Consider the following 6,178-nt stretch of genomic DNA (forward strand, 5'->3'; position numbering starts at 1 on the left):
AGGACGGGCCGGCGGCCACCTGCGCACCTCTCGAACCACAGCCGGGTGTGGGTGAGTTGCCCGCGCTGATGGAGCGGGTACGGGCAAGCGGTTCGTCGCGTCGGTGATCGGCCTCGGCGTGATCGCCCTGCCCGTGCTGGATCTGCAGCTGGGCATGCCGGGCGCCGAGTCGAAGTCCGTCTCCTCCACCGAGCGCCGGGCCTACGACGCGCTGGCCGAGGGCTTCGGCCCCGGCTTCAACGGGCCGCTCACCATCGTCGTGGACGCCCAGGGCTCGGCCGACCCCCGGAGCGCGGTGACGGACATCCACGACCGACTGGCCGGGACGGACGGCGTGGAGTCGGTGTCCGCGCCCCGCTTCAACGAGGCCGGTGACACCGCGGTCCTTTCGGCGGTGCCGTCCACCAGCCCGACCGACACGGCCACCGTCGAACTCGTCGACACCATCCGCGGCGACCGGGCTCCGATCGAGGCCGGCACCGGAGCCACCTTCGAGGTGACCGGGACGACCGCGCTGAACATCGACGTCGCGCAGAAGATCCAGGACGCCCTCGTTCCCTATCTGATCCTGATCGTCGGCCTCGCCCTGCTGTTGCTGATGGTGGTCTTCCGCTCGGTGCTCGTACCTCTCAAGGCCACGCTCGGCTTCCTCCTGTCGGTGCTGGCGGCGCTGGGTGCCGTGGTCGCCGTCTTCCAGTGGGGCTGGGGCGCGAGTCTGCTGGGTGTGGAGCAGGCCGGACCGATCATGAGCATGATGCCGATCTTCCTGGTGGGCATCGTGTTCGGCCTGGCGATGGACTACGAGGTCTTCCTCGTCTCCCGCATCCGCGAGTCGTACGTGCACGGCGAGAGCCCGAAGCAAGCGGTCGTCAGCGGATTCCGGGCCAGCGGCAGGGTGGTCGTCGCCGCCGCGCTGATCATGATGTCGGTCTTCGCGGGCTTCGTCACCGCGGACGAGTCGATGATCAAAACGATCGGTTTCGGTCTGGCGATCGCCGTGCTCTTCGACGCGCTCGTCGTCCGGATGGCCTTCGTACCGGCGGTGCTCGCGCTCCTCGGGCGGTGGGCCTGGTGGCTGCCGAAGCCGCTGGCGAGGATTCTGCCGAAGGTCGACGTGGAGGGCGAGAAGCTCACCGGCGCGGCCGGGGCTCCGAAGCCGGACTCCACGGAACCGTCCGGGCACGAACCGTCGGAGCGCGAACCCGCCGGCGTCTGAGTACCCCTGGGGTCCGCCCCGCCGATTCCGGGCTGCCCGTGTCCCCCGCGACACGGGCAGCCCGCTCGCGACCGCGCACGAAAGAGATCACGATGGGACGGAAAGCCAGAAGGAGGCCGCCGATGAAGGCTCGGGCCCTCGTCGCGCGCTGGGAGCAACTCGTACGTCGGCGCACCCTCGCCGCCGACGCCGCACTCGCCCTCTTCCTGTTCGTGGTGACCGTCACCGGGGGCGTCGCCACCAGTACGCATCCGGACGACGGCAGTCAGTGGGTCTGGGGGGCGGTGCTCGGCGGCGTGGGAAGCCTGGCGTTGATGGCCCACCGGCGGCACCCGCGCGCCACGGTGGTGGTCACCGCCGCGTGCGCCGCCGGTGCCACCGGTCTGGGGTTCCTCCTGACGCCCCTGGTCCTCGGCCCGCTGATGGCGTCGCTCTACTGGCTCGCACGGGACGAGGACCGGCACGAGGCCTTCCGCTGGGCGGCCGGAGTGGCCCTGCTGCTGGTGGGTGTGTCGCTGTTCGAGGACACGGCGAACTACTCCTTCGTGCTCCAGACCGTCAACCCGGTCGCCTGGCTGCTGCTGATGCCCTACGTCGGAGGCGCCGTCCAGTTGCGCCGGGCGTACCTCGAAGCGGTGGAGGCGCGGGCCGTGTACGCCGAACGGACCCGTGAGGAGGAGGCCAGGCGACGGGTGGACGAGGAACGCATCCGCATCGCGCGCGACCTGCACGACGTCGTCGCCCACCACATGACCCTGGCGAACGCGCAGGCGGGCACCGCCGCGTATCTCGCCCGCCGCAACCCCGACCCGCGGGTCACCCGGGTGCTCGAAGAGCTCACGGGCACCACCTCGTCGGCGCTGCGCGAGCTCAAGGCGACCGTGGCGGTGCTCCGGGAGGCCGGTGACACGGACTCGCCTCTCGAACCGGCCCCGGGCCTGGAGGATCTGCCCGAGCTCACGGAGTCGTTCGCACCGGCGGGACTCCGGGTGGCCCTGCGCACCGAGGGTGACCCCCTCCCGGTCTCGTCCGGCGTCGGTCTCACCGCGTACCGGATCGTCCAGGAGGCTTTGACGAACGCGGCCAAACACGCGCACACCGATGCGGCTACCGTGACGTTGCTCTACCACCGCGACCGCATCGTGCTGACCGTCACGGACGACGGTCCCGCCGGAGCCCAGGGACACCCGCGACCACCGGCCGGGGCGCCGTCGGGGTTCGGACTGCTCGGCATGCACGAGCGGGCCCAGCTCGTCGGCGGCACACTGACGGCGGGACGCCGGGGGGCCGGCTTCGCGGTGGTGGCGGAACTCCCTCTGCTGCCGGGCGAGCTGAGCGCCGGCGACCCCACTTGTGAACAGGACCCCACCCCATGACCTGCACCGTTCTGCTGGCTGACGATCAAGGCCTGCTGCGCGCGACGTTCCGCATGCTCATCGACTCCACCGACGACCTCGTCGTCGTCGCCGAGGCCTCGGACGGGGCGGCAGCGGTCGGGGCGGTGCGCGCCCATCGCCCCGACGTGGTCCTGATGGACATCCGCATGCCGGGAACCGACGGTCTGGCGGCCACCGAGGCCATCTGCTCGGACCCGGACCTGGCCCCCACCCGGGTCCTGATCCTGACCACTTTCGAGACCGACGAGTACGTGGCCCGCGCACTGCGCGCCGGGGCGAGCGGCTTCCTCGGGAAGGACGCGGACCCCGACACCCTGCTCGACGCGATCAGGACCGTGGCCGCGGGAGAGGCGCTCCTGTCGCCGGTGGCGACCCGTTCGCTGATCGCCTCGTTCGTCGGGACGCCGCCCCCCTCGCCGCCCGCCGACGCGGACGCGCTGGACGGGCTCACCCCCCGGGAACGGGAGGTGGCGGTCCTGGTCGCGGAGGGGCTCTCCAACCACGAGATCGCCGACCGGCTGTTCCTCAGTCCGCTGACCGTACGCACCCACGTCCACCGCACGCTCGCGAAGACGCGCTCCCGCGACCGGGCGCAGCTCGTCGCGCTGGCCTACCGGACGGGGCTGGTACGGCCGCCCGCCTGACCGGCGCGAAGAAGCCCGGCGCGAAGAAGCCCGGCGCGAAGAAGCCCGGCGCCGGACTCCCGGACTCCCGGACTCCCGGCGCCGGGCCTTCCCGTCTTCTCCGCGTCAGCGCTTTACAGCACGCAGGACCACGAACTTCGGGTCACCCGCGACGGTGGTGCAGTTGCCGAAGATCCGGCGCAGTTGCGTGTGGTAGCCGAGGTGCCGGTTGCCGACGACCCAGAGTTCGCCACCCTGCCGCAGCGCGGTCCGCGCGCCGTGGAACATGTTCCGGGCGGTGGCGTCGGTGGTGGCCAGATGGGAGTGGAACGGCGGATTGGTGAGGACCAGGTCCACGCTGCCGGGCTCCACGTCGGTGAGCACGTCGCCGACGACGAAGGACGCCTCGCGGCCCGGCTCCGTGCCGGCCCGGAAAGTCTCCTCGGCGGAGGCGACGGCCTGGTACGACTCGTCCGTGAAGAGGACGGAGGCGTCCGGGTTGGCGAGCGCCGCCGCGAGGCCGACGACGCCGTTGCCGCAGCCGAGGTCGACGACCCGGTCGGGTCCGGAGCGCGTGGGCAGGTGCTTCAGGAAGAAGCGGGTGCCGATGTCGAGCCGCTCGGCGCAGAAGATGCCGGCGTGGTTGACGACCGTGCGGCCCGCGGCGGTCCCGATGTCCGCGGGCAGTTCGTACCGCAGCGGCCAGGGGCTGGGCGTACGGGCCGGAGCCGGGTCCGGGGTGGAGAAGATCAGCCGGGCCTTGCGGACCGCGAGCGAGGTGCGGGTCGGGCCGACGATGCGCTCGAAGAGCTTGAGCGTGGAGGTGTGGATCTCCTTGACCATGCCCGCGCCGATGACCACGGTGCCCTCGTGGAGAGAGGGCGCGAGGCGGTGCAGCTGGTCTTCCAGGAACGCCAGACTCTTGGGCACGCGTACGAGCAGGACGTCGATCCGGTCCGGCGGAGTGTCGCGCGACGACAGCAGTCGCACCTCCCCGGGGTCGACGCCGTTGCGGGCGAGGTTCGCGCGGGTGGCGCACTGGGCCAGGAAGGAGTCCGAGATCTGTACGGGCCGGTGCCGCGCCAGCACCGTGGAGAGCGCGCCCCAGCGGTCGCCCACCACCACGACGGTGCCGGAGAGATCGACCGGACCGGCCGGTCCGGCCTCACCGGGCTCCGCGGGGCCGTCCAGCCGCTTGAGGAGGTACTCGTCGGCGGCGTCCCAGGCGCGGAGGGGGTCGCGCGGGTGCTCGGGGAAACGGGCCAGGTCGACGGGGCCCTGTGACGTCGTCAAACAGTTCATTGTGCGTTCAGGCTAACCCGGGAGGGAGCACCCGCCGCGCCGGGCGCACCCCTCCCGGAGCCCGCCGGCATCAGGGCAGGCGCTTGTCGATGGCCGAACGGCCCTCCTCCGCGAGTGTGCGCCTGGCCCATTCCAGACTCGCCGGTGTCACGTCCCGGCCCGACGCGAGGACCAGGTCCTCCGGAGTGGGATGGTCCACCGCTCCGGTGTGGAGCAGCCGGTCCGGCGTGACCTCCTCACGCGTGATCGCCTGTGCGTCACGCGTGAGGTATATGGATTCGGGATCTTGGCTCATGCCGCCTCCTCGTCCTTTCGCCAATTCTCGCGCCGCGGCGCGACACGCGCATCCGAGGCCGCCAGGACCGCTGCCGGGAGCCTTCGTCGCGATCGCGGGGAAGCGAACTCGACGGGCCCGAGCGCGAACTCCCCGAGGGATGTGGGCCCGACGGGTGCGACTTCTGATGCGGCAGGGGCCGGCGGGACCGGTCACCACTTGACCTGCACATGATGATTACGTTCCGTTCATGCATGGAGTACGGCGCGCATGGAAGGCTGCCGAACAGATCGCCCTTCACATGACTGCCGCATCCCCTCCCTCCCCCACGAATCAGAGGGTGGCCGCAGCCCTTCCCGTCCCGGAGAGGACACCCCACATGTCCCGTCAGCCAAAAATCTACGCGCGTCCACTCCTGGCCGCCCTCGCCGCCGTCACCGTTCTCACCGGCACCGCGGCGGCCACCCCCGCCGAGGACACCCCGGCGCCCGCCGCCGCGTCCGTCACCCTGGACGACACCTACTACGCCAACGCCCTCGGCAAGTCCGGCACGGCCCTCAAGGCGGCCCTGCACACCATCATCAGCAGCCAGACCAAGGTCTCCTACAGCCAGGTCTGGGAGGCACTGAAGGACACCGACGAGGACCCCGCCAACCCGGACAACGTCATCCTGCTGTACACCGGCGAGTCGCAGTCGGAGGACGACAACGGCGGGAACGTCGGCCAGTGGAACCGCGAGCACGTCTGGGCCAAATCGCACGGCGACTTCGGTACGGCGACCGGCCCCGGCACCGATCTGCACCACCTGCGACCGGCCGACGTCCAGGTCAACTCCATCCGGGGCAACAAGGACTTCGACAACGGCGGCAGTCAGGTGTCCGGCGCTCCGGGGAATTACACGGACAGTGACTCGTTCGAACCCCGCGACGCCGACAAGGGCGATGTCGCGCGGATGATCCTCTACATGGCGGTGCGCTACGAGGGCGACGACGCCTGGGCCGACCTGGAGCCCAACGAGAAGGTGAACAACGGCTCGGCGCCGAACATCGGCAAGCTCTCCGTACTGAAGGAGTGGAGCCAGGAGGACCCGCCGAGCGCGTTCGAGAAGAACCGCAACGAGGTCATATACGCCCAGTACCAGCACAACCGGAACCCGTTCATCGACCACCCGGAATGGGTCGAGTCGATCTGGTAGCCCCACCGTTCCGGGGCGCCGCCGTCACCGGCCGGTGGCGTCCCGGACCACGGCCGGTCGGTGGGCCCGTCGTTCATGGTCTTGCCCCTGCTGGTCCTGACCCTGCTGGCCCTGGTCTTGGTCCTGCCCCTGCTGGTCCTGACCCTGCTGGCCCTGGTCTTGGTCCTGACC

The 6,178-nt window shown here is 71.0% G+C and carries 5 protein-coding genes and 1 pseudogene; 4 read left to right on the plus strand and 2 right to left on the minus strand.

Annotation, left to right across the window (positions count from 1 at the left end):
• Positions 1 to 103: 103 nt before the first annotated feature.
• From ACWD3D_RS32145 to ACWD3D_RS32155, 3 genes and pseudogenes are all read left to right on the plus strand, one after another.
• Positions 104 to 1,216 (plus strand): annotated as a pseudogene (locus ACWD3D_RS32145) (MMPL family transporter); the annotation flags it as partial.
• A gap of 122 nt (positions 1,217 to 1,338) precedes the next feature.
• Positions 1,339 to 2,592, plus strand: coding sequence for a sensor histidine kinase (locus ACWD3D_RS32150; RefSeq protein WP_451464258.1), 1,254 nt, complete (start codon positions 1,339 to 1,341; stop codon positions 2,590 to 2,592).
• Positions 2,589 to 3,257, plus strand: coding sequence for a response regulator (locus ACWD3D_RS32155; RefSeq protein ID WP_451464259.1), 669 nt, complete (start codon positions 2,589 to 2,591; stop codon positions 3,255 to 3,257). The genes ACWD3D_RS32150 and ACWD3D_RS32155 overlap by 4 nt, the downstream gene beginning before the upstream one ends.
• 105 nt (positions 3,258 to 3,362) lie before the next feature.
• On the opposite strand, the gene ACWD3D_RS32160 is transcribed toward ACWD3D_RS32155, so the two are convergent.
• A complete protein-coding gene (locus ACWD3D_RS32160) occupies positions 3,363 to 4,538 on the minus strand; it encodes a methyltransferase (protein WP_451464260.1) in 1,176 nt (391 codons plus the stop codon).
• Between the two features lie 70 nt (positions 4,539 to 4,608).
• Complete coding sequence (locus ACWD3D_RS32165; RefSeq protein ID WP_451464261.1) at positions 4,609 to 4,833, minus strand: hypothetical protein; 225 nt, start codon at positions 4,831 to 4,833, stop codon at positions 4,609 to 4,611.
• A gap of 358 nt (positions 4,834 to 5,191) precedes the next feature.
• Between ACWD3D_RS32165 and ACWD3D_RS32170 the strand changes: the two genes are divergently transcribed.
• Positions 5,192 to 6,007, plus strand: a complete 816-nt coding sequence (locus ACWD3D_RS32170) for an endonuclease I family protein (RefSeq protein WP_451464262.1) — start codon at positions 5,192 to 5,194, stop codon at positions 6,005 to 6,007.
• Positions 6,008 to 6,178: the final 171 nt, after the last annotated feature.

The organism is Streptomyces sp. NPDC002690 (assembly GCF_053592415.1).

What these genes read in the sequence shown, in the direction of transcription:
- ACWD3D_RS32170 (WP_451464262.1), top strand. Translation starts at nt 5,192, where the DNA reads ATGTCCCGTCAGCCAAAAATCTACGCGCGTCCACTCCTGGCCGCCCTC.
- ACWD3D_RS32165 (WP_451464261.1), bottom strand. Translation starts at nt 4,833, where the DNA reads ATGAGCCAAGATCCCGAATCCATATACCTCACGCGTGACGCACAGGCG.
- ACWD3D_RS32160 (WP_451464260.1), bottom strand. Translation starts at nt 4,538, where the DNA reads ATGAACTGTTTGACGACGTCACAGGGCCCCGTCGACCTGGCCCGTTTC.
- ACWD3D_RS32150 (WP_451464258.1), top strand. Translation starts at nt 1,339, where the DNA reads ATGAAGGCTCGGGCCCTCGTCGCGCGCTGGGAGCAACTCGTACGTCGG.
- ACWD3D_RS32155 (WP_451464259.1), top strand. Translation starts at nt 2,589, where the DNA reads ATGACCTGCACCGTTCTGCTGGCTGACGATCAAGGCCTGCTGCGCGCG.